Consider the following 21,334-nt stretch of genomic DNA (forward strand, 5'->3'; position numbering starts at 1 on the left):
ACTTCTACCAGAACGAGATGCCCTACGACCCGCCCAACCAGGCCTCCTGGATGAACGGCTCCACCCAGGGCTACGCCGCCTACAAGGTCGCCAACAACGTGACCAGCCACCAGGCGTGGGGGCTGGGCAGTTACTGCTACTTCAACGTCAACCCGTCCGTCGCGGCGGAGAACGCCATCGAGGCGCCGAACAGTCCCAACGTCCGCTTCACCAGCATGGTGACCGTCTCCCTCGGCGGCACCGGCACCATCCGCCATGTGATCAACGGCAGGGGCGGACCGTCCAACTCGTCGACCAACGTGGCCAACCTGGCCAGTCACCCGTAGGGCGACGGCGCACGACAACGCACGCGGCCCCCGACCGGAGTCCCGGTCGGGGGCCGCGGTGTCGCGCGGGACGTCAGGCGTACGCGTCGAACGGGATGCCCGAGGGCTTCGAGTAGTTGAGATGCCACGCGAAGTCGCCGTCCCGGATCTTCAGGGACGCCGAGCCGAAGTTGGCGCTCGTGAGCTTGTCCCGGTAGCCCGCCGGGTAGCCCTCCCAGCCCACCAGCCGCGGGTAGAACCAGTTGCCGGTCGCGTTCTCGGCCGGCTCGTCGTTGGAGTTGGCGAAGCGGAAGCAGTGCGTCGAGGCACCGTCCTTGTGGTACACGATCTTCGGGTGGGTGCCGTCGAACCGGATCGCCGAGCGGGCCGCCACCTGGTACGAGGAGTGCTGGGACACCGAGACGTACTGCACCTCGTTGTTGTTGATCCACACCACGACGTGCTCCCAGTCGTGGGTGTGACCGATCGCCGCGGGGCCGAGCGTGGCCTGGTCCTTCTCGAAGTAGCTCGCGTACATCACCGCGCACCAGCCGTTGTTGCACTTGGAGCGCGAGTAGGTGTTGGCGTTGTTCAGCTGGGCGGGGTCGTGGCACTTGCCGTTGACGTCACCGCCGAGCGCAAGCCCGGGGTTGATGGTGCCGTCCGCGCCGATCGCGGCCGTGGCGTAGCAGCCGTCGCCGTCGTAGTCGTAGGCGGGGGAGAACGTCTGGTCCAGACCGTCGGCGTTCTGCGGCAGCAACGTCAGGACGCTCGCATGGGCCTGGGCCGGCAGAGCGACGACGAGAGCCATCGCGCCGAGGGTGGCCGCGAGGACGGAGCGGCGCCGGGTGCGAGTGGTCGCGGGGGCGTCGGAACCTCTGGTGGGGGACAGCGGGTTGCGCACGTCGACTCCTGACTTCGAACGAGACGCAGATTGCGCTCGGCCAATTCAGGTCCAGACCTTGGCAGGTACAGATCGTCGAAGTCAACGGATTCGGACAACACGGCACTTGAGATCAATCAAGGTCACACACCGCGTTCATTCAGTGGTCGACCCGGCGGGCCGTGCCGCCGCCGACGACGTATGCCGCCGGGGTGCGCGACCCGGCGGCACGTCCGGAACACCGCTGTCAGGCGAAGGCGTTCACGCCGGTCCGTTCGGCGGACAGGGTCCACAGCCGGGCCGCCTGCTCCGGGTCCACGGCCCAGTCCTTGACGCCGGTGCGCCCGCCGTCGGCCGGCGCGGGCTCGGCGATGTCGCAGTCCTCCAGGTAGACCCCGCCCATGCCGTTCAGCTGCGGCGAGGTGGCCGCCCACACCTGGGTCGAGGCGCCCTCCTGGGGTGACTTGAAGGCGTCCGGGTTCACCGGGTTGCCGTCGGCGTCGATCCAGCCGGCGTCGACCATCTCCTGCGTCGGAAGATGGCGCTGGAGGGGAGTGATGATGCCGCCCGGGTGGAGCGAGAAGGCGCGGACGCCACGGTCGCGCGCGAGCCGGTCGAGATGTACGGCGAACAGCACGTTCGCCGTCTTGGCCTGACCGTAGGCCTGCCACTTGTCGTAGCCGTCGTTCCAGTCGACGTCGTCCCAGCGCATGCCGTAGGCGTGGTGACCGCGCGAGGACACCGACACCACCCGGGCGCCGCCCGGCTCGATGGCCGGCCACAGCCGGTTGACCAGCGCGAAGTGGCCGAGGTGGTTGGTGGCGAACTGCGCCTCCCAGCCGGGCCCGACCCGGGTCTCCGGGCACGCCATGATCCCGGCGTTGTCGATCATGATGTCCACGGTGCGGCCGGAGGCCAGGAAGCGCTCCGCGAAGCCGCGCACACTCTCCAGGTCACCGAGGTCCAGCTCGTCCACCTCGACGCCGTCCAGCCCGTCCAGGGCCTCACGCGCGGTGCCGGGCCGCCTCGCCGGTACGACGACACGGGCGCCGGCCCGGACGAGGGAGCGGGTGGTCTCCAGGCCGATGCCCGAGTAGCCGCCGGTGACGACCGCGAGCCTGCCGGTCAGGTCGATGCCGGACAGGACCTCGTCCGCGGTGCTGCGGCCGCCGAAGCCCGAGCCGATCTTGTGCTGTGCAGTGTTCATGTCCGAAACGCTACGAATTGGAGTGCTCTCCAGGTCAAGCGCACACTCGGGAACCGGGGTCCCGGGGCCGCCAGAAAAGAGGAAGCCCCGACCGCGACGGGGGAATCACGGTCGGGGCGGATCAAGGTGGGCGCGAATGGCGGTCGCCTCTCGGCGAAAGGCTCCACAGGGCTTCAGCCGAACGATCGTCCCTGTGGGCAAAAGGTGAGGCCCGGGGACACTGTCCCATCCGCACCCACGGTCTGTTCAACGGACAACCGGCCTCGGCTGTTCCAGCGATTTGTGGTGATGTGCGTCACCGCACTGCGCCACCGCATTGGCTCACCGCGTCGCGTCACCGTGCCCCGTCCGGCACCCGCCGCTCACGCGTCCAGGCCAGCAGCTCCTCCCTCGACCACGTGGTGACCACCCGCCCGGCGGGCACCCCGCACTCCTCCGCCCTCGCGCACCCCAGGATCTGCCAGTCCAGCTGCCCCGGGGCATGGGCGTCGGTGTCGATCGAGAACAGCACGCCGGCGTCCACCGCCCGGCGCAGCAGCCGCCGCGGCGGGTCGAGCCGCTCCGGTCTGCTGTTGATCTCCACCGCCGTGCCGGTCTCCGCACACGCGGCGAACACCTCGTCCGCGTCGAACCGCGACTCCGGACGCGGGTCGCCGCCGTTCCGCCCGATCAGCAGCCGCCCGGTGCAGTGGCCGAGGACGTCCGACAGCGGACTGCGTACGGCGGCCACCATCCGGCGGGTCATCGCGCGGGCGTCCATCCGCAGCTTGGAGTGCACGGACACCACCACGACGTCGAGCCGCTCCAGCAGCTCCGGCTCCTGGTCCAGCGACCCGTCCTCGTTGATGTCGCACTCGATACCGGTGAGCAGCCGGAAGGGCGCCCACGTCTCGTTCAGGGCCGCGACCACGTCGAGCTGCTCGCGCAGCCGGTCCGCGGTGAGCCCCCGGGCCACCGTCAGCCGCGGGGAGTGATCGGTGAGGACCGCCCACTCATGGCCCAGCGCGGCCGCCGTCCGGCCCATCGTCCCGATCGGGCTGCCGCCGTCCGACCAGTCGGAGTGCAGATGGCAGTCGCCGCGCAGCAGCGCCCGCAGCTCTTGGCCGCCCTCGGGCGCCGGCTCGGCCTCGGACTCCAGCTTCTCCAGATAGCCCGGGACCTGCCCGTCCAGCGCCTCCCGGGCGGCCTGGGCGGTCTTCGGACCGACCCCCTTGAGCTTCTCCAGCGTTCCCGCGGCCGCCCGCCGCCGTACCTCGTCCGGGCCCAGCTCCGTGAGGACCTCCGCCGCGGTGCGGAAGGCGCGGACACGGTAGGCCGGCGCCAGGGACCGCTCCAGCAGGAACGCGATCCGTTCCAGTGCCTCGACGGGATCCATCGCCCACCTCCTCCTCACAGGGTTCCGCAGCCGCGTGGGCGGCGCACGGCGGACCCGGGAACGCGCACAGGGGCCCCACCCGCCAGGACGGCGGGCGGAGCCCCTGTGCACCAATCGGGACGAATGGGCAGATCATGTCGGCCGAATGCGCTCTACGCTCTAGGCATGACCGAAGTATCGAGTCCGTACATGTCCCACCCACGGATCCTCGTGCTCGGCGTACAGCCGGGCACACCGCCGTTCCGCATCGTGGAGATCGACGGCGAGGTGGTCGGATCGGCCAGGGCCGTCACCGATGTGCTCCAGGCAGCCGCCGCCTGGGGGATCACGGTCCACGACCTGGACGATCCGGACGTGGTCCGCTGGGTGGGCGGCGACAAGTTCACCTGGACCACTCGCTGACCTCCACGGTCAGCCGACGGTCCACTTCTGTGCGGCGGAGCCGTTGCAGGTCCACAGCTGCAACCGGGTGCCGTTGGCCGAGTTGGCCCCCGTCACGTCCATGCACTTGTTCGCCTGAATGTTCACGATGTCCTGCGCGCCGCTGACCGCCCAGCGCTGGGCACCGCTGCCGTTGCAGTCCCACAGCTGAAGCTGGGTGCCGTCCGCCGTGCCGTTGCCGGTGGCGTCCAGGCACTTGCCGAGCACCCGGATGGTGCCGTCCGAGCCGACGGTCCACTGCTGCGCGGACGAGCCGTTGCAGTCGTAGAGCTGTACGGGGGTGCCGTTCGCAGAGTTGCCGCCGGCCACGTCCGCGCACTTGCCGGCCAGGCCCCGGATGGCCCGGCCGCTGCCCGAGTCACTGGTGGTGACTGTGACGTGGTCTACCACTAGTTGTTGGGGGAAGACCGTGGAGCTGTTGGGGTCGCCGGGCCAGTAGCCGCCGACCGCGAGGTTGAGGATGATGAAGAAGGGCTTGTTGAAGACCCACTGGCGGCCGCCGAGGTCGGCGGGGGTGCGGGTCTGGTAGACGTTGCCGTCCACGGACCAGGTGATCTGGTTCGGGGACCAGTCGACGGCGAAGGTGTGGAACGCGTCGGCGAAGGCCTGCCCGCCCGGCAGGGTGTAGCCCGCGCCGATGCCGCCGGATCCCGAGTAGTTGGGGCCGTGGATCGTGCCGTGGACGGTGGAGGGCTCGAAGCCGACGTTCTCCATGATGTCGATCTCGCCGGAGGCGGGCCAGCCGACCTGGCCGAGGTCGTTGCCGAGCATCCAGAACGCGGGCCACATGCCCTGGCCGCGCGGTATCTTCATCCGCGCCTCGACGTGTCCGTACTGCGCGGTGAACTTCCCGGCGGTGTTCAGCCGAGCCGAGGTGTACTCGCACCGGCCGTACCAGCACTGGTAGTTCGCCGGGTTCTCCCGGCGGGCCGTGATCACCAGCTGGCCCTGCCCGTTGAGCGCGGCGTTGGCGTTGCCGGCCGTGTACATCTGGCGCTCGTGGTTGTTGACGTTGTCGCCGGTCTCGATCTGCCACTTCGAGCCGTTGACCGCCGAACCGGCCGCCCCGTCGAAGTAGTCGGAGAACGTCACCGCCTGCGCGCCGACCGGCGCCTCCGCCCCGGCCGGATCGGCCTGAGCGGTGGCGGGGACGGCGAACGCGGCGGAGCCGACCATCACGGCGGAAAGAGCGGCGAGCAGACATCTGCGGAGAAGTCGTGAGGAAACCACGGCTCTCCCTTCTGTACAGCGTCCCGATGAGAGGGGGAGCGCCGACTGAGGTGGGGGGTGCGGGTCGCCTCTTGATTTAAGGGATGAGATAAGGGGTCGTCAATACCTTGGTACGGACCACTGTCGAGAGTTCACCGTGCGCGGTTCCGGACGTGTACGGCGCGGCTCACCCGACGCCCCAGAAGCAGGTAACCGACAAGCGCGCCAGTGGTGTTGAGGATCACGTCGTCGATGTCGAAAGCCCGCCCGGTGATCATCGCGCCCTGCGCGAACTCGACGAGGAGCATCACCGTCGCGGTCAGCAGCAGCACCCGCAGCACACCGCGCGTGCCCGGCGCGACGACCGGCACCAGAACACCGAACGGGACACCGAGCAGCAGGTTGCCGCCGATCTGCTTGACCGCGTCCCGCAGTTCGGGCTGGTCCAGATAGGCCATCAGACTGCGGCCGGGGTGGAGGTTGGTGTGGGTGAGCGCCTCGGACGCGGGGGAGGGCTGGAGGGTGAGCCGGGCCAGCACCACGGCGAAGCCCACCATGAACACAAACGCGACCGCCACGGTCAGCACGCGCAGCAGGACACGGAAGAAACCGTCCTTGGGCCGCTTCGACTCGTCGGAACCCTTGGTCCGGTCCGCGCCCCTCGGCTTCGTCGAGGCCTTCGGTGTCGCTTTGGGCGTCGTCTTGGCAGAAGTCTTGGCGGACGTCTTTGTGGAGGACTTGGTGGGCGTCTTGGTGGACGACGTCGACTTCGCGGCGGCCTTGTCGGCGGCCTTCGTGGTCGCGTCGCCGGAGGACTTCGTGGCGCGCCTCCACCAGCCCGCTCCCCTCGGGGAGCCGGATCCCTTGGTCTTCCGGCCGCGCCTGCCGGGCGCGTTCTGTGCCAGCTCGGCGAGCGGGCGCGGCAGGAGCGGCGGGCCTGAGGCTGCACGGGCCATGCGTTGGTCCTCCAGTCGTCAACTTCCCGGGTATGGCTGGGCGGTTACCCCGTGCGAGCCGGAAGACTCAGGAACAGGGGAGGTCAGGTTCCGTAGGAGACACTGACGTCCTTGAAGCCGAGCGAGTGCAGCAGTCCTTCGAGCATGTCGGTGGTGTTGCTCTCGGCGCGCTTGGTCAGGCCGCTGTCCTTCGCCGCGTCGCCGATGTGGCTCACGGCCAGCTTCTGTACGGCCTGTTCGCCGTTGGGGTTGTCGGAGAAGAGGTCCCCGAGGCGGTCGAGGAGCCCGCGTTGCTTGGAGACGGCGTAGGAGCGGTCCAGGTCGAGGGCGGGCTTGCCGAGCGCGGCGTGCGGCAGCCGGAGCGTCGCCGACGTGCGGTCGTCGTTGACCTTCACGTCGTTGTCGCCGAGCTTGCCGAGGTCGACGTAGGCGTCGACCGTGCCGGCACCGACGTAGAGCGTGCGGGTGCCGCGGATCGCGTCGGGCAGGAGTTTGGCGTCCTTCTCCAGGTCCACGACGACCTGGAAGTTGCCGGACGCGGCGTCGTAGCGGCTCATGTCCTGGATCGACTTGAGCAGTGCGGGTCCCGAGCGGTCCTGGGTCTCGGTGCCGAAGAGATCCTTCAGCCCCGGCACCACACTCAGCCGGAGCCCGGCGAACAGTACGGCGAGCACCACTACAAAGGTGCTTGCCACCTTCGCCCAGCCCGGCATGCGGCCAGGGAGGCGTGTGAGGCGAGTCGACATGTCGACGGTCCTCCTTCCTCCCTACCGGATGCCCCCACAACTCCCCTGCCATACCGACGGGTTGCGGGATCACGGAGGAAGTCCCGCGCCTCCCGGGTGCACGGGTGTGCATACCGCCCGAAGTCGCGCGGTTTGTTCACACCGAACCGGACGCCGCCTCCGGCCGCTCCAGTGCCGCGTCCAGGGTCGGCAGCGGCGGCAGGATCCGGGACAGCCCCGTCACCCGCAGTACGCGCAGGGTCAGCGGGTGGACGCAGACGAGCTGGACGCGGCCGTCCCGGTCGAGTACCCGGGTGCGCGCCCGGTAGAGCAGCCGCAGCCCGGAGCAGTCGAAGAACTCGACATGGGTCAGGTCGAGCACCACCAGGGAGCCGGGGCGGGAGGTGGCGACGTCCAGGTACGGCGCGATCTCCGCCGCCGCGACGATGTCGATCTCGCCCCGGAACTCCAGGACCGTATGGCCTCGCACGCGGTGGACCCGCAGATGCCGGGTGAGCGGCGCGGGGTGCTGCTCCACGACGACATCGCCTCCTGCCTGCCGAACCCGCGGGGCGCGGACCAACACCGGTCCCTGCCCTGCAAGTTACCCTCGTTGGGAGGAATTTCAGCATGTTCGGTTGACATATGTCGTCGATTTGCGAGCGGGCTTTGCGCGATCGTGCTCGGAATTGCGGGATCCAGGGTCCGCTTCGGGCGGCAGCAGGGCCCCGCTTCGGGCGGAGGCAGGCCGCAGACAGGCCGCCGGACCCGCCTCCGCCCCTGCTCAGTCGGCCAGCAGCACCAACTTGCCGGTGGTGCGGTTGGTCTCGCCGAGCCGGTGTGCTTGTGCCGCCTCGGCCAGCGGGAAGGTGCTGGCGACGGTCGCGCGCAGCCTGCCCGAGTCCACGAGTGCGGCGATCTCCCGCATCCCGGCCTGGTCCGCGTCGACCAGCATCCGGACCGCGCGGACACCGAGCCGCTCGGCCTCCTCGTGGAAGTCGGCCGGACCCACCGGCAGGATCGACACCGCGATGCCGCCGGGGCGCAGGACGCGCAGTGACCGTACCGAGTAGTCCCCGCCGACGGTGTCCAGGACGACATCCACGTCCTTCACGGCCTGCGTGAAGTCGGTCGTGCGGTAGTCGATCAGCTCGTCGGCGCCCAGCCCCTTCAGGAACTCGTGCTTGCCGGCGCTCGCCGTGCCGATCACATACGCGCCGCGCGCCTTGGCGATCTGCACGGCGACATGGCCGACACCGCCCGCCGCGGCGTGGACCAGCACCCGCTGTCCGGCGTCCAGTCGCGCGTTCTCGACGAGCGCCTGCCACGCGGTGAGGGAGACCAGCGGCAGCGCGCCGGCCTGTGTGTGGTCGATACCGGCCGGCTTGGGCGCCAGCGCGCGGACCGGGACGACGACGTACTCGGCGTGGGTGCCGTTGCCGAACGGGTACGGCACCATGCCGAAGACCTCGTCGCCGGGCTCGAAGAGGGCCACGCCGACCCCGACGGCCTCGACCGTGCCCGAGACGTCCTTCCCCAGCACAAACGGCGGCTCGCCGAGGAAGCCGCCCGTGGCGCGGTGCTTCCAGTCGGTCGGGTTGAGGCCGGCCGCGTGCACCCTGACCAGTACCTCGTTGGGACGCGGGGCGGGTCGCGGGACCCGGACCGTCTTCAGGACCTCGGGACCGCCGAGGACGTCCTGGCTGATGACCCGCATGGTGTTCTCATCGCTCATGACATCCAGCCTGCCCGGCGCCGACGGCCCGGGAAATGGCACGATTGCCAACCTTCGATAGGATCGTGCCATGCAGCGACTGGAGCGAGTGGAACGGGTCGTGGTCCTGGCCCTGGACGGCGTCTACCCCTTCGAACTGGGCATCCCGGCCCGTATCCTCGGCGCGGCCGACGGCCGCTACGAGGTGGTGACCTGCACGGTCGACGGCGGGCCCGTCCGTACGAACGCCGACTTCTCGATCACCGTCGAGCACGGCCCCGAAGTGCTGGCCACCGCCGACACGGTGGTGATCACGGCGGTCTCGCCGTCCACGATCACCCCGGAACTCCCGGACGCGGTGACCGCGGCGCTCGCGCGCATCCGCCCCGGGACCCGGGTCGTGTCCATCTGCACGGGCGCGTTCGTCCTGGCGGCGGCGGGCCTGCTGACCGGACGCCGGGCCACCACCCACTGGAAGCTGGCCGGTCTCTTCGGCCGGATGTACCCGGAGATCGACCTGGACCCGGACGTGCTGTTCGTCGAGGACGGACCCGTGCTCACCTCCGCGGGCGCCGCCGCGGGTGTGGACGTCTGCCTGCATCTCGTCCGCGCCGACCACGGCAGCGAACTCGCCAACGCGGTCGCACGCAACTGCGTCGTCCCGCCCTTCCGGGAGGGCGGACAGGCCCAGTACGTGGAACAGCCGGTCCCCGACCTCGGCTGCGCCGGCACCGCCGCGACCCGCACCTGGGCCATGGAACGCCTCGGCGACCCGCTCACCCTGGGCGACCTGGCCGGTCACGCCCGGATGAGCCTGCGCACCTTCGCCCGCCGCTTCAACGAGGAGGTGGGCCTGAGCCCCGGCCGCTGGCTGATCCAGCAGCGGGTGGCCCGCGCCCGCCATCTCCTGGAGTCCACCGACCTTCCCGTGGACCAGGTCGCGGGAGAGGTCGGCTTCGCCACGTCGGCCTCCCTGCGGCAGCATCTGCACGCGGCGATCGGGGTGTCGCCGCAGACGTACCGCAGGACGTTCCGCACCACGTGCTGACCGCCCCCGTGCCGCCCCCGGTGCCGCATCCGGTGCCGCCCCCCCCATGCCGCCCCCACGCAGCCCCGTCCCGTGCCGCCCCTGCGCAGCCCTCGTGCGGTGCCGCCCACCACCCGTACCGACCGGGCGGCTCCACGGCGACTGATCGCGGCGGTTGGGGATATCAGGGGACTACCAATCCCGGACCCGCGGAGGAGACATGGCACTGGTGCAAACGGGGGTTGTCGTGCTCGACTGCGCCGATCCCGAGGAACTGGCCGAGTTCTACCGGCAGTTCCTGGAGGCCGAGGACATCGAGGTGAGCATCGACCGGGTGGACATCCGGGCCGCGGACGGCATCCGGGTCGCCTTCCGGCGTGACGCGACCGCCACCCCGCCGAGCTGGCCGCGCCCGGAGGACTCCCAGCAGGCGCATCTGGAGTTCCTCGTCGACGACCTGGACGCCGCCGAGCGCGCGGTCATCGGACTGGGCGGACGCTCCGTGAGTGCGGGGGAGATGCCGGGACCGAACGAGGAACGTGTGTGCGCCGACCCGGCGGGCCACTCCTTCGTCCTGCGCCACGCGAAGCCCCGCCCCTGACGGGGAACGAGGGAGAGTGACGGAGGGCAGACGAGGGCCCCGCCGCGACGGGGGAACGCGGCGGGGCCTGACGGTCGGGTGCCCTTCCCTCGTGGGTTCATGCACCCCGATCACAAAGATTCCTCCCGGCGACCCGGCGACCCGGCGGTCACGCAGTGCCGGGCGCCGACCAGCCCTCTACTCCCCGTCCGCCGGCTCCACCACGAACACCGGCATCAACCGGTCGGTCTTGACCGCGTAGTCGGCGTACGGCGGATACGCGTCGACCGACCGCCTCCACCACTCCTCCCGCTCCGCACCGGACACCTCGCGGGCGACCATGTCCCGCTTCACCGGCCCGTCCTGGAGCTCGACATGCGGCTCGGCCTTGACGTTGAAGTACCAGACGGGGTGCTTCGGGGCCCCGCCCAGCGAGGCGACCACGGCGTACCGCCCGTTGTGCTCGACCCGCATCAACGGCGTCTTGCGGAGCTTGCCGCTCTTCGCGCCCAGGGTCGTGAGGATCACGACCGGCAGCCCGGTCTCCAGGTGCTCGGTGCCCTCGGTCCCTCCGGACTCCTCGTACAGCGCGACCTGGTCCCTGGCCCGCTTCGACGGGCTCGGCTCGTACTCACCCTCAAGAGGCATGACTTTCCGTCCCTTCCCGATGCGTCACGTGCGCCGCCGACACCGTTCTTGGCGTCACCGCGGCAGCACACTCTGCAACAGCGGGCGGCGCCGGATTAATCCGTGCACGGGCCACCCACTCGTGGATCCCTGCCACCGGAAGCCGGCGGCCCCGCTACCCCGGCGCGACCACCATCCGTACCGCCAGCGCCGTCATCACCCCGCTCGACACCAACGCCGTCGCCAGCCGCCCCCGGTGACCGGTCAGCAGCCGCCCCATCAGCGCCCCGCCGCTCGCCAGCAGCAGCTGCCAGCTCGCGGAGGCGGCGAAGGCGGCCATGACGAACACCCCCTGTGCCAGGGGCGGTACCGGGTCCGTCGTACGGCTGCCCAGGACGAGGGCGGCGAAGTAGACGACGGTCGCCGGGTTCAGGAGGGTGATGCCGAGGAAGGTGAGGAAGGCCCGTGCCGGGGTCGGCGGTGGCGGCAGGGAACGGGCGGCGAGCCGGTGACCCCGGTACTGCCGTACGGCCGTGACCGTGCCCAGGACCGCCAGTGCGACCAGGACAAGGACCGACGCCCAGCGCAGCGGCACCAGCAGCGGATGCAGCGCGGCCGCCAGGGCGGCACCGCCGAGTGTGGCCAGCAGGGCGTACAGCCCGTCGGCGGCGGCCACGCCGAGCGCGGCACAGGCACCGGTCCGCAGGGACGTACGGGCCGTGAGGGAGACGAGATAGGCCCCGACCGCGCCGACGGGGATCGCGATACCGAACCCCGCGACCAGGCCGGCGACGAGCGCGCCCGTCACGACGGCGGAGGCGTTGTTCCTCCCGGACGGCCGGCCCGCTGTCGGCGCCCGGCCGGAGAGACGGCGGGGACGGCAGGCGGCGAGGAGAGGGTCGTAGACATGCCCAGATCCTGCGGTCCGCCGGCCGCGCGGCACAATTGAATTTTCCGGCCCGCGGCGGAAGCCGGCGTCCCGGATCGGATCCCGCCGCGCCCCTCATTCCGCCAGTACTCCCAACGTCAGTCCGCCAGTACGGCCCACGTCAGTCCTCCAGTACCGCCAACATCGGAGAGCCTGCTGCGCGCGACCCGTGTGGTCGTCGTGATGGCACGCGGCGGCGGGTACGGTCCCGGCACCCCGCGCGAGCACCACGACTTCCAGTGGCCGTACCTGCGGGCCTACTTCGGCAACCCCGGTGTGACGGACCTGCACCTCGTCGCCGCCGAACTGACCCGGGTCGACGTCCTGCCGTATCTGGCCGGCCTCGAAGACCTCGCGGCCCGCTCGCTCGCCGACGCGGAGGACACCCTGGAGGCGCTGGCGTGGGCCTGACGCCCCCCGGGCTCCGGATCAGGCGTCGGGCCAGGCGTCCAGCAGCCGCTCCGCCGCCTCCCGCGCCCGCCCCGCCGCCTCCGTGCCGCCCTCGATGCCCGCCGTCACCATGGCGCCCTCGGCCAGCAGGAACAGCGGCCAGACCAGCGCCGCGGGCCGCCCCGCGTCCGCCACGAGCCCCGCGAGACAGTCCCGGAAGGCCTCCTTGTGCGCCCGTACCCGGTCCGCGACCCCGGCCGAGATGGCGCCCAGTTCGCCGTACGCGTTGATCCACGCGCACCCCCGGAACCCCTCCTCGCCGAACCACCGTTCCAGCCAGTCGTAGACCGCGAGGATCCGCTCCCGGGGGTCGTCGTGAGTGCTGACGTAGTCCGCGAGGCGCCCGCGCCAGCGCTCGTCGCGCCGGTCCAGATACGCCTCCACCAGCCGGTCCTTCGACGGATACAGCTGATACAGCCGCTTCAGCGAGAGCCCCGAGGCCGCCCGGACGGCGTCCATGCCGACGGTCTGGACCCCACGCCCGTAGAACAGCTCCTCCGCCGCGTCCAGCGCCTGCTCCCGTACGGCTGGGCTCTCCATCGACTCCCTCTCCCTGGCGCTCCTTGACGTGAGAACGACCGTTCTCTAGGTTAGCGCAAGGCGGCGAGAACGCCCGTTCTCCCCGTCGTCCTCGCCGTCACCGTCCCGCGCCCGTCCACCGAGGAGCCGTCCATGAGCCGTCCGCCCCTGCCGCCGTTCACCCGCGAGACCGCCGCCCAGAAGGTCCAGGCCGCCGAGGACGCCTGGAACACCCGCGACCCGCAGAAGGTCTCGCTCGCCTACTCCGAGGACTCGGTCTGGCGCAACCGCGACACGTTCGTCACCGGTCGCGCGGAGATCGTCGAACTCCTCACCGCCAAGTGGAAGCGCGAGCGGGACTACGCGCTGCGCAAGGACCTCTGGGCCTTCGACGGCAACCGCATCGCGGTGCGGTTCCAGTACGAGTGCCAGGACACGGACGGCCAGTGGTGGCGTTCGTACGGCAACGAGTTGTGGGAGTTCGACGCGCACGGCCTGATGACCCGCCGCGAGGCCAGCATCAACGACGTGGCCATCGAGGAGAGCGAGCGCCGGATCCACGGCCCCCGGCCGGAGTCCGAGCGGGGGGCGGCCTTCCCGCTCCGCTAGCCGCCCGCCGCCGGTGCCCCTCCGGCCCCGGTAGCCGCCCGCTGCCCGTTCAGTAGGGTTCCCGGGTGACCTCACCCGACGGGAAGCCCTTCCTCTACGTCGTCGTCTGCGCGGCCGGGATCGCCGCGGACGTCGGCACGCTGATCACCGCCGCCCGGAAACGGGACTGGGAGGTCGGGGTCATCGCGACGCCCGTGGCGACGGGCGGGTTCTTCGACATCGCGGCCGTCGAGGCGCAGACCGGGCGCCGGATCCGCTCCGCCTGGCGCAGCCCCGGGGACCCCCGGCCGTTCCCGCCGCCCGACGCCGTGGTGGTCGCGCCCGCCACCTTCAACACGGTCAACAAGTGGGCGGCGGGCCTGGCCGACACCCTCGCCGTCGCCACCCTCTGCGAGGCGTACGGCCTCGGGGTCCCGGTCTCCGTACTGCCGTGCGTCGCCGACGCGTTGACCGTCCACCCCGCCTACCGGGACAGCCTCACGCGGCTGCGCGGAATGGGTGTGCGTTTCGGCGCCCCCTACTCCGGCGAACCCGACGAGCACGGCCGGCGGCCCGACTTCGGCTGGGAGCGGGCACTGGACCTGCTCGACGGCTGACTGCCTGGAGTGTGCACGAAGTCGTAGGCTGCCCCTGACCTCCCCAAGGACGACGACAGGAGCAGCAACGATGCAGTACGTCAAGCTCGGTTCGACGGGAGTGGACGTGTCCCGGATCTGTCTGGGCTGCATGACCTACGGCATCCCCGACCGGGGCACCCACGAGTGGACCCTGGACGAGGAGACGTCGCGCCCGCTGATCAAGCAGGCGCTGGAAGCCGGCATCAACTTCTTCGACACGGCGAACGTCTACTCCGACGGCACCAGCGAGGAGATCGTCGGCAGGGCGCTGCGCGACTTCGCCGACCGGGACGAGATCGTGCTCGCCACCAAGGTGCACGGCCGGATGCGGCCCGGCCCCAACGGCGGCGGGCTGTCCCGCAAGGCGATCATGACGGAGATCGACCACAGCCTGCGCCGGCTCGGCACCGACTACGTCGACCTCTACCAGATCCACCGCTGGGACCCGCACACTCCCGTCGAGGAGACGATGGAGGCCCTGCACGACCTGGTGAAGGCCGGCAAGGTCCGTTACATCGGGGCGAGTTCGATGTACGCGTGGCAGTTCTCCAAGGCCCAGTACACGGCCGCGGCGAACGGCTGGACGCGTTTCGCCACCATGCAGAACCACTACAACCTCCTCTACCGCGAGGAGGAGCGCGAGATGCTGCCGCTCTGCGCCGACCAGGGAGTGGGCGTCCTGCCCTGGAGCCCGCTGGCCCGCGGCCGGCTGACCCGCGACTGGGGCACGGACACCGACCGCAGTGCCACCGACCGGTTCGGCAGCACCCTCTACCAGGAGGGCGACCGCGCCATCGTCGAGGCCGTCACCCGGATCGCCGGGGAACGTGGGGTGCCGCGCGCCCAGGTGGCCCTCGCGTGGCTGCTGCACCAGGGCACGGTGACCGCACCCATCGTCGGCGCGTCCAGGCCGGGACATCTCGACGACGCCGTCGCCGCCGTCGACCTCGAACTCGGCGAGAAGGAGATCGAGGAGCTGGAGCAGCCCTACACCCCGCACCCGATCGTCGGCCACTGACCCCCTCGGACGCCGTGGACCGCCGGCCCGCTCACGGGTTCGCGCGGGCCACGGCCTCCAGTACGGAGTAGGGCGCGGCCTCCGCGAGCGGAGTGACCGACGCCAGGCGCAGGCCCGCCGCCTCGCACAGCGCCTCGAAGTCCGCGCGGGTACGCTCCCGGCCGCCCACGTTCACCAGCATGTTGAGGTCACTGAGATAGGTGACCCCGTCGTCGGTGGCGTGGGCCTCGGCGTGGGTGTCGACGATCTCGGGCAGCACCGGCTCCACGATCAGGACACGGCCGTCCGGCGGCAGCACCTCACGGCAGTTGCGCAGGATGGTCACCGCCCGCTCGTCCGTCCAGTCGTGCAGCACACTCTTCACCAGGTAGAGGTCCGAGCCTTCGGGGACCGCACGGAAGAAGTCCCCGGCGACGAGCTCACAGCGCTCCAGGAGCCGGTGCTCCGCCAGCGTTTCGCGCGCCTGCGCCAGTCCCTCCGCCGTGTCGTGGACGACACCCCTGAGACCGGGATGGGCGCCGAGTACGGCGGCCAGCACGGTTCCGTCGCCACCGCCGACGTCCGTGAGCCGGGTGAACCGCCCGAAGTCGAAGGCGTACGGCAGCACGGCCGCGGTCGCCCCGGCGGCCTGGCTCATCGCCGCGTTGAACTCCGCGGACAGCTCCGGGCGTTGGGCGAGCCGGCTGAAGAAGTCGGTACCGAAGACCGCGTCGAACGCGATGTCGCCGGTGCGCACGCTGTTGTCCAACTGCTCCCAGGGGCGCACGATCTCCGGCTCGGTGAAGACCCGCACGAAGGACGCGAGCGAGTCCGGACGACCGGGATCGAGGAGCGCGCCGGTCGGAGTCACCGAGAAGGTGCCGGGGGACTGTTCCGTCAGCAGGCCGAGGGCGGCCAGGGCGCGCAGCAGCCGGGTCATGGGCTGCGCCGCGGCTCCGGCCTCGGCGGCCACGTCGGCGGCGGGGCGCCGCGCGTCGCCGATCAGCTCGACCACGCGCAACGAGACGGCGGCGCGCAGGGTCTGGGCGGCCATGGTCCCGAAGACGTGCCGGGCGATCAGGGTGTGGTCGGGAGCGAGTGTGCGGACGTCGGTCGTCCGGATGTCGGTGTCCGTCATGGGGTGGCCTTTCGTCGGGTGTGGGTGTTCTCGGGCATGGGTGGGCGTGGGTGTTCCCGGGCATGGGTGGGCGCGGGCAGGAGGTAGCGAACTGGTGCCGAGGTGCTGATGGTTGGGGGGACCGGTGTGGGCTAGCCGGCCGACGTCACCCGGCCGGCCAGCGCGCCGGGTGTGCACCCGGCGAAGGCCCGGACGTCGCGATGCAGATGCGCCTGGTCGGCGTACCCGCAGGCGAGGGCGGTCTCGGTGGCGTCCGCGCCGGTGCTGAGGGCGCGGGCGGCGTGGTCGAAGCGGACCAGCATCGCGGCCCGCTTGGGTGTGAGGCCGATCTGGGCCGAGAACCTGGACCAGAGCCGTTTGCGGCTCCAGCCGAAGGACGCGGCTAGCTCGTCGACCCTGATCCGGCCCCGCGAGGCCACGATGTGGTCCCAGGCGGCGGCGACCTCGGGCGCCATCGCCGGCGCCCGCTCGGCCCGCCGCGCGAGGAACCCGTCCATCAGCGCGAGGCGTTCCCGCCAGCCGGCGGCCGCGGTCAGCCGGTCGCGGAGCCGGCGTACGTCCGCGCCCCACAGGTCGTCGAGGCCGGTGACCGAGCCGTCCAGCTCGCGGGGCGGGACGCCCAGCAGCTCGTAGGCGGCCCGCGGTGACAGCCGCAGCTCCACGCACTCGACGTGGTCGGCGCGGACGCGGGCCGGGCCGGGCGAGGGCGCGGCGACGAGGCCGCTCAGCGCACGGCGTCCGTCCGTGTCCTCCACGGTGAGCGGGTCGTCGCCGAGTCCGAGGACGACGATCACGGCGGGCTGGGGGAGTACCTGCATGTCGAGGCCGACGGCGGCACGGTCCCGGAAGCCGGCCATCGCGACGCCGGCCAGTGAGGTGTCGCCGGGCGGGAGGGCGACCTCCCACCCGTAGCCGGCATCGCGATCCGTGGGGTCCGCCCCCACCTGGTGGCTGCGCATACCTCTACGATCGCCGACTTCGGCGGCAATGTCTTGGACGAAAGTTCCCCCGTGCCGGGCCCTCGTCCGTGACTAGTGCGGCCCCTGCGGCTCGAACTCCGTGCCGCACGGACCGGCCCCGTCGCTCTCCGGCAGCGGGACGCGCTCGCCGTTCATGGTGAGGGTGCGGTAGTAGCCGCCGACCCGTTCCGTGGAGCGGCCGACGTAGTGGCCGATGAACGAACGCCGGAACCGGTCGGCACTGCGGTTCGGCTGGGAGCCGTGCACCAGGCTGCCGTTGAAGAACAGCACGTCACCCGGTTCCATGTCGACCGGCACCGGCGCCAGACCGGGCGGCGGCGGCACGAACTCCCGCGCGAAGGACAGCTCGGAGTCCGCCAGTTCCGGGCAGAACAGATCCATGCGGTGGGTGCCCGGCACGACCTCCAGACCGCCGTTCTCCCGGTCGATGACGTCACAGGCGACCCAGGCCGCGACACAGGTGCCCGGCTCGACCCGCAGATAGAAGTTGTCCTGGTGCAGCGCCTGCCCCCGGGCACCCGGCGGCTTGAAGTAGAACATGCTCTGCGCGGCCAGCACCTCCTCGCCGAGCAGCGTCTCCAGCATGGTCCGCAGCCGGGCGTCGAGCAGCATCTCGCGGGCGACCGCGTTGATCTCGTGCGGCTGCATGACCCGCGGATACGCGGCCAGCGGATCGTCGGCGGCGCCCCGGCCCGGCTCGAAGTGACCCGGCACCGGACCGGCCGCGTGCAGCGCCGCGAACTCGTCGCATACGCGTTCGATCTCGTCCCGTCCGAAGAGACCACGGACCACCGTGAAGCCGTCCTGGAAGCTCGCCAGCTCGGTGTGCGTCAGCATGGAGGTGTCGGCGGTGCCGTTGTCCGTGGCTGTCATGCCCTCGCTCCCTCGGTCAGGCGCCCGTGCACAGGTCACGCTAGGTCGGCGCGTCCGCCCGGAGGATGTCCATGAGCGCTGACGACTTGCCCAGGACTGCTGTTCCCGGTAATCCCTCCCCGCCGCCCGGCCTGGTGGTGGCCGGCCACTTCGACCAGTACCCGGGCTACAGCGTCAGCCGCCCGCGCGGCTCGGACAGCTGGCTCTTCACCTGGACGACGGGCGGACGCGGCCGGCTGCGGCAGGGCGCCACCGAGGTGCGCACGGGGCCGGGGGAGCTGGTGGCGCTGGCTCCCGGGGTGCGGCAGAGCTACGCGGTGGCGCCGCGGGCCCGGCACTGGCGGTTCTGGTGGGCCCACTGCCGCGCCCGCGCGTCCTGGCTGACCTGGCTGCGGCCCTACGAGGCCGGGGACGGCGTCTATGTCGTCGGACCGGTCGCCGTGGGACTGCACGGCCGCGTCGAGTCGGCGTTCCGGCGCCTGCTCACCGACGCCCGCTGGACCGGAGAACCACCCGCCCCCGAGCCGCCCACCCCCTCAGAGGCCGGCGGTCCGGACCCTGGCGACCCGCACGCCGGCGACCCGCACGCCGGCGACCCGCACGCCGGCGACCCGCACGCCGGCGATCCGGTCGCCGTCGCCCACGCCGCCCTCACCCGTGAGCTGGCCCTCGGCGCCCTGGAGGAGGCGGTCCTGCTGACGGCCGGCACGGTCCGCGCCACCACCTCCGTGCCCGGTGTCGACGCCCGGCTGCTGCGGGCGCAGACGCTGATCGCCGCCGACCCGGGCGCCCCGCACACCGTCGCCTCACTGGCCGCCGGCGTGGCGCTCTCCCCGTCGCGCTTCGCCCACCTCTACACCCGGCAGCTCGGCGAATCGCCGATGCGGGCCCTGCGCGAGGCGCGGCTCCAGTACGCGGCCCGGCTGCTGGAAGGCAGCGACCTTTCCGTGGAACGGGTCGCCGCCGCCTCCGGATTCGCCAGTCCGTTCCATTTCAACCGGGTTTTCCACGAGCGCTACGGTGTGCCCCCGGGCGCATACCGGGCGGCACACCGCTGAGTACGCGTACGGACACGTTCCGTGCTCGATATCGCGGGTTACTCGGAGTCGCACCGAAAAGGCACCGAGTTCCCTTGTCGACAATGCGGTGAGTGCGTTGATCGTTTGTCGATCCGTCGAATTGACAGAGGGTCAAATGGCGCTCGCGCAGCGCAATGTCGGTCTCGCCCGGAAATTCTCCACGCCCCTTGTACCGCACTTGTTCCGTCTGAGTGGCCTGTGCGAAGGTGTGCGCTGTTGGTGTGCAGACAATGCGAACGCCGCATGCCGTGAGAGGAATCCAACCGTGCTCGACGGAGGCCTGTCGAATTCCCCGTACCCCTCGCCCCATCCCGTCGGCGAACTGCTCGACCGGCACTGGGAAGCCGCCTTCGCCTACGCGCGTCTGTGCACCGACGGTTCCCGTGCCGCCGGAATGCTCACCACGGCCGCGTTCACAAGGCTGTTCGGTCAATTGCCGCCGCACGGCGGGCCGTCGCCGATTTGGCGCCAGCGCCTGCTCGTGGCCGTACGACGAATAGCGGCGGAGTGGGGCACGGACGACAAACGAGCACTGCTCCACCCCGAACTGCGGCCCGACGGACCCAACGGCACCCGCGCCTCACTCCAGCCGCCGTCCGAACGGCGCCTCGTCGCCGCCGCGTTCCAGCGGCTCCCGGAGTCGGCGCGCTGTCTGCTCTGGCACGCCGAGGTCGAGTCCGACGCCCTGTCGGTCCCCGGCGCGCTGCTCGACCTGGACGACGAGGGCGCGGCCGCGGAACTCCGGCGCGCCGCCGAGCGGCTGCGCTCCGAGAGCGTCCAGGTCCACCACGAACTCGCGCCGTCGCAGCGCTGCCGGCACTTCAGCCGGATGCTCGACGTCACCTGCCGGCGCGGCGGCACCGAGATCGACCCCGACCTCGGCACCCACCTCGACGCCTGTCCGCACTGCTGGCACACCGCCGACCAGCTCTGCCGCTTCGACGCCGAACTCGGCCTGGTTCTGGCCGAGGCGGTCCTCGGCTGGGGCGCGCGGGACTACGTCGCCCAGCGTGCGGCCGGCGCCGGCGACGCGGGCCGGGGCCCGGCGCACGCCGTGGACTTCGAGATCCCGCCCCGCCCGGCGGCCCCCGCGCACGTCGAGCCGCCGCCGCCCGGCCCCCCGCCCACCGGCGGCTCCTTCGACGCCGTCCCCGCCGCAACCCGTGGCCCCCGGCCGCCGGCGCCCAGGATCGCCGCCCGCCGCGCGGCCGCCCGCCGCCGCAACCGGGCCGCCGCGGTGCTCACCGTCAGCGCGCTCATCGCCGTACCGCTCGGCCTCTGGATCGCCAACGGCTCCGGCGACGGCGCCGCGGTCGCCGGCACCAACTCGGACGCCCCGGACACCAACCGGGCCGAGCCCTCCTCGGACCCGTCCGGCATCGAGGCCGCCGCCGCGCCCGAGGGCGATGTCCGCGGCCGGCTGCACAACGTCGCCTCCGGGCTGTGTCTCACCGTCGCGGACGGCAAGGTCGCCAAGGGCGCCGAGACCGAACTCGCCGACTGCTCCGACGACACGGCGCAGCAGTGGTCGTACGAGACCGACGGGCTGCTGCGCAGTGTGGCCGACCCCGGTCTGTGCGTGGACTCCCACGTCGGCCACTCCGTACGGCTCGGCGCGTGCGCCGACTCCAAGGACGTGCGCTACGACTTCACCGTGCAGGGCGCCCTGGTGCCGCGCTGGGACCAGGACCTCGCCCTGGCCCCGGCCGCCACGGACGGCTCCGGGAACCTGATGGTCAAGATGCGCGACGGCAGCGAGACCCAGCGCTGGGTGATCGACACCTCGCAGCCCGATCTGCGGATGGCGGCGGTCAACTGGGACGGCGTCGGCGACGTCACCCTGCCGCCGACGGCCCGGCCGACCCCGACCGCGAAGCCCTCCTCGAAGCCGTCGAAGACGGCCTCGCCCTCCCCGTCGACGAGCAGCGCACCGGCGCCCACCCCCACGGCGGCACAGCCGACGGCGGAGTACCCCTACCCCTGCTACCCGTACTACTACTGCGACGGGAACGGCGACGACGGCTGGGGCGACGGTGACGGTGGTGGCGACGGCCGGGGCGACGGTGGCGGTGGCCGCGGCGGGCGTTGACCCCGC

22 protein-coding genes and 2 pseudogenes are annotated in these 21,334 nt (G+C 71.7%); 10 read left to right on the forward strand and 14 right to left on the reverse strand.

Features of this window, described 5'->3' with window-relative positions; all coding sequences use genetic code 11:
* Positions 1-326, forward strand: a pseudogene (locus ACIQAC_RS17240) (coagulation factor 5/8 type domain-containing protein); the annotation flags it as partial.
* A 73-nt stretch (positions 327-399) separates the two neighbouring features.
* Here ACIQAC_RS17240 and ACIQAC_RS17245 read toward each other — a convergent pair.
* The 3 genes from ACIQAC_RS17245 to ACIQAC_RS17255 all read right to left on the reverse strand — a co-directional run bounded on the left by ACIQAC_RS17245 (position 400) and on the right by ACIQAC_RS17255 (position 3,770).
* Positions 400-1,116 carry an NPP1 family protein gene (locus tag ACIQAC_RS17245; protein WP_402192652.1) on the reverse strand — a complete coding sequence of 239 codons (717 nt, stop codon included), beginning with the start codon at positions 1,114-1,116 and terminating at the stop codon, positions 400-402.
* A 319-nt stretch (positions 1,117-1,435) separates the two neighbouring features.
* A complete protein-coding gene (locus ACIQAC_RS17250) occupies positions 1,436-2,395 on the reverse strand; it encodes an SDR family NAD(P)-dependent oxidoreductase (RefSeq protein ID WP_402191780.1) in 960 nt (319 codons plus the stop codon).
* 334 nt (positions 2,396-2,729) lie between these two features.
* Complete coding sequence (locus ACIQAC_RS17255; RefSeq protein WP_402191782.1) at positions 2,730-3,770, reverse strand: PHP domain-containing protein; 1,041 nt, start codon at positions 3,768-3,770, stop codon at positions 2,730-2,732.
* A gap of 165 nt (positions 3,771-3,935) precedes the next feature.
* On the opposite strand from ACIQAC_RS17255, the gene ACIQAC_RS17260 reads away from it, so the two are divergent.
* Positions 3,936-4,172 carry a hypothetical protein gene (locus ACIQAC_RS17260; protein ID WP_402191783.1) on the forward strand — a complete coding sequence of 79 codons (237 nt, stop codon included), beginning with the start codon at positions 3,936-3,938 and terminating at the stop codon, positions 4,170-4,172.
* A 9-nt stretch (positions 4,173-4,181) separates the two neighbouring features.
* Here ACIQAC_RS17260 and ACIQAC_RS17265 read toward each other — a convergent pair whose 3' ends face one another.
* The 5 genes and pseudogenes from ACIQAC_RS17265 to ACIQAC_RS17285 form a co-directional block, all read right to left on the reverse strand.
* Positions 4,182-5,441, reverse strand: coding sequence for a ricin-type beta-trefoil lectin domain protein (locus ACIQAC_RS17265; RefSeq protein ID WP_402191785.1), 1,260 nt, complete (start codon positions 5,439-5,441; stop codon positions 4,182-4,184).
* Between the two features lie 131 nt (positions 5,442-5,572).
* A pseudogene (locus ACIQAC_RS17270) lies at positions 5,573-5,995 on the reverse strand (VanZ family protein); the annotation flags it as partial.
* A 464-nt stretch (positions 5,996-6,459) separates the two neighbouring features.
* Positions 6,460-7,122 carry a DUF4230 domain-containing protein gene (locus ACIQAC_RS17275; protein ID WP_402191787.1) on the reverse strand — a complete coding sequence of 221 codons (663 nt, stop codon included), beginning with the start codon at positions 7,120-7,122 and terminating at the stop codon, positions 6,460-6,462.
* Between the two features lie 136 nt (positions 7,123-7,258).
* A complete protein-coding gene (locus ACIQAC_RS17280) occupies positions 7,259-7,639 on the reverse strand; it encodes an anti-sigma factor antagonist (RefSeq protein ID WP_402191788.1) in 381 nt (126 codons plus the stop codon).
* Positions 7,640-7,885: 246 nt separating this feature from the next.
* Positions 7,886-8,836, reverse strand: a complete 951-nt coding sequence (locus tag ACIQAC_RS17285; RefSeq protein ID WP_402191790.1) for an NADP-dependent oxidoreductase — start codon at positions 8,834-8,836, stop codon at positions 7,886-7,888.
* Positions 8,837-8,906: 70 nt separating this feature from the next.
* Between ACIQAC_RS17285 and ACIQAC_RS17290 the strand changes: the two genes are divergently transcribed.
* Positions 8,907-9,863 (forward strand): GlxA family transcriptional regulator, encoded by a 957-nt coding sequence (locus ACIQAC_RS17290; RefSeq protein WP_402191791.1) that lies wholly within the window; start codon positions 8,907-8,909, stop codon positions 9,861-9,863.
* A 199-nt stretch (positions 9,864-10,062) separates the two neighbouring features.
* Entirely contained in the window at positions 10,063-10,443 is a 381-nt protein-coding gene (locus ACIQAC_RS17295; RefSeq protein ID WP_402191793.1) for a VOC family protein, read from the forward strand.
* Between the two features lie 177 nt (positions 10,444-10,620).
* On the opposite strand, the gene ACIQAC_RS17300 is transcribed toward ACIQAC_RS17295, so the two are convergent.
* Together ACIQAC_RS17300 and ACIQAC_RS17305 are read right to left on the reverse strand one after the other, a co-directional pair.
* Positions 10,621-11,070 carry a nitroreductase family deazaflavin-dependent oxidoreductase gene (locus tag ACIQAC_RS17300; protein ID WP_402191795.1) on the reverse strand — a complete coding sequence of 150 codons (450 nt, stop codon included), beginning with the start codon at positions 11,068-11,070 and terminating at the stop codon, positions 10,621-10,623.
* A 154-nt stretch (positions 11,071-11,224) separates the two neighbouring features.
* Positions 11,225-11,857: a LysE family transporter gene (locus tag ACIQAC_RS17305; RefSeq protein ID WP_402191796.1), complete on the reverse strand. Its 633-nt coding sequence runs from the start codon at positions 11,855-11,857 to the stop codon at positions 11,225-11,227.
* Between the two features lie 303 nt (positions 11,858-12,160).
* Between ACIQAC_RS17305 and ACIQAC_RS17310 the strand changes: the two genes are divergently transcribed.
* Positions 12,161-12,388, forward strand: a complete 228-nt coding sequence (locus ACIQAC_RS17310; RefSeq protein WP_402191798.1) for a hypothetical protein — start codon at positions 12,161-12,163, stop codon at positions 12,386-12,388.
* An 18-nt stretch (positions 12,389-12,406) separates the two neighbouring features.
* Here the strand turns inward: ACIQAC_RS17310 and ACIQAC_RS17315 are convergent, their stop codons facing one another.
* Positions 12,407-12,967 carry a TetR/AcrR family transcriptional regulator gene (locus tag ACIQAC_RS17315; protein ID WP_402191799.1) on the reverse strand — a complete coding sequence of 187 codons (561 nt, stop codon included), beginning with the start codon at positions 12,965-12,967 and terminating at the stop codon, positions 12,407-12,409.
* 132 nt (positions 12,968-13,099) lie between these two features.
* Here ACIQAC_RS17315 and ACIQAC_RS17320 point away from each other — a divergent pair, with 132 nt between their 5' ends.
* The 3 genes from ACIQAC_RS17320 to ACIQAC_RS17330 all read left to right on the forward strand — a co-directional run bounded on the left by ACIQAC_RS17320 (position 13,100) and on the right by ACIQAC_RS17330 (position 15,190).
* Positions 13,100-13,555, forward strand: coding sequence for a nuclear transport factor 2 family protein (locus ACIQAC_RS17320; protein ID WP_402191800.1), 456 nt, complete (start codon positions 13,100-13,102; stop codon positions 13,553-13,555).
* A gap of 65 nt (positions 13,556-13,620) precedes the next feature.
* Positions 13,621-14,151, forward strand: a complete 531-nt coding sequence (locus ACIQAC_RS17325) for a flavoprotein (protein ID WP_402191801.1) — start codon at positions 13,621-13,623, stop codon at positions 14,149-14,151.
* Positions 14,152-14,221: 70 nt separating this feature from the next.
* A complete protein-coding gene (locus ACIQAC_RS17330) occupies positions 14,222-15,190 on the forward strand; it encodes an aldo/keto reductase (protein WP_402191802.1) in 969 nt (322 codons plus the stop codon).
* A gap of 31 nt (positions 15,191-15,221) precedes the next feature.
* Here the strand turns inward: ACIQAC_RS17330 and ACIQAC_RS17335 are convergent, their stop codons facing one another.
* From ACIQAC_RS17335 to ACIQAC_RS17345, 3 genes are all read right to left on the reverse strand, one after another.
* Positions 15,222-16,307, reverse strand: a complete 1,086-nt coding sequence (locus ACIQAC_RS17335; RefSeq protein WP_402191803.1) for a methyltransferase — start codon at positions 16,305-16,307, stop codon at positions 15,222-15,224.
* Between the two features lie 131 nt (positions 16,308-16,438).
* The gene (locus ACIQAC_RS17340; protein WP_402191804.1) at positions 16,439-17,266 is read right to left on the reverse strand and encodes a helix-turn-helix domain-containing protein; all 828 of its coding nucleotides are present in this window, start codon (positions 17,264-17,266) and stop codon (positions 16,439-16,441) included.
* Positions 17,267-17,338: 72 nt separating this feature from the next.
* Entirely contained in the window at positions 17,339-18,124 is a 786-nt protein-coding gene (locus tag ACIQAC_RS17345; protein ID WP_402192654.1) for a phytanoyl-CoA dioxygenase family protein, read from the reverse strand.
* A gap of 107 nt (positions 18,125-18,231) precedes the next feature.
* Here ACIQAC_RS17345 and ACIQAC_RS17350 point away from each other — a divergent pair, with 107 nt between their 5' ends.
* Both ACIQAC_RS17350 and ACIQAC_RS17355 read left to right on the forward strand, forming a co-directional pair.
* Complete coding sequence (locus tag ACIQAC_RS17350) at positions 18,232-19,218, forward strand: helix-turn-helix domain-containing protein (protein ID WP_402191806.1); 987 nt, start codon at positions 18,232-18,234, stop codon at positions 19,216-19,218.
* A 286-nt stretch (positions 19,219-19,504) separates the two neighbouring features.
* Positions 19,505-21,328 carry a ricin-type beta-trefoil lectin domain protein gene (locus tag ACIQAC_RS17355; RefSeq protein WP_402191808.1) on the forward strand — a complete coding sequence of 608 codons (1,824 nt, stop codon included), beginning with the start codon at positions 19,505-19,507 and terminating at the stop codon, positions 21,326-21,328.
* Positions 21,329-21,334: the final 6 nt, after the last annotated feature.

The organism is Streptomyces sp. NPDC088387 (assembly GCF_044753385.1).
In the GTDB taxonomy this organism is placed as follows: domain Bacteria; phylum Actinomycetota; class Actinomycetes; order Streptomycetales; family Streptomycetaceae; genus Streptomyces.